Source organism: Clavibacter lycopersici, from assembly GCF_003576405.1.
Classification (GTDB): domain Bacteria; phylum Actinomycetota; class Actinomycetes; order Actinomycetales; family Microbacteriaceae; genus Clavibacter; species Clavibacter lycopersici.
On sequence record NZ_QWGT01000498.1, the window covers coordinates 1 to 692 of the forward strand.

At 77.3% G+C, this 692-nt stretch carries 1 protein-coding gene; it reads right to left on the reverse strand.

Annotated features, from left to right (window positions below; all coding sequences use genetic code 11):
- Positions 1-692 (reverse strand): LysR substrate-binding domain-containing protein (locus DZG00_RS16175; RefSeq protein WP_119455859.1); only part of this gene is annotated, 692 nt, incomplete at both ends.

The window sequence follows — 692 nt, forward strand, 5'->3', positions numbered from 1 at the left end:
CGCTGGCCGCGCGGCGGGGGAGTGCGCTTCCCGCCGCCCTTCTGCGCCGGCTTCGACCCGCCCTTCGCGCCCGCGGCGCCCGGCTTGCCCGCGGCCTTGCGCGCCGTCTTCTGCGCGGCGGTCGGCTTCTTCCGGTCGCGCTCGTCGTCGTCGCGCGAGGAGCGCGAGCTGGCGGCCGTGCGCCCGCGGACGATGCCCACGAGCTCCTCGATGTCGGGGGATGCGTCGCCCTCGCGCCAGGCCACGGCGACCCGCGTCTCGGGCAGGTCGTGCACCGGCACCGCGACGACGTCCTTGCGCGCGTGGAGTCGGCCGAGCGCGTGCGGCACGACCACGAAGCCGACACCCGCGGCGACCAGCTCGACGACCGCGGCCGTGTCGTCGGGCATCGGGACGGGATCCGCGCCCGCGGTGCGCCCGGGCCAGCCCGGCACGGTGTCGGCGGGCTGCAGCAGCAGGTCCTCCGCGAGGTCGGTGATCGAGATCGCGTCGGCCGTGGCGCGCGCGTGCTCCTTCGGCAGGATGGCGACCTGCACCTCGCCGTAGAGCGGCACGATCGTGAGGCCCCGGCCGTCGACGGGGAGGCGGACGAAGGCGACGTCCACGGATCCGTTGACGAGGCCCGGCGCCGCGTCCGGCTCGGCGAGGGGCACGACGCGCAGCGGCACGTCCTCGACGCGCTCGCCCCACGC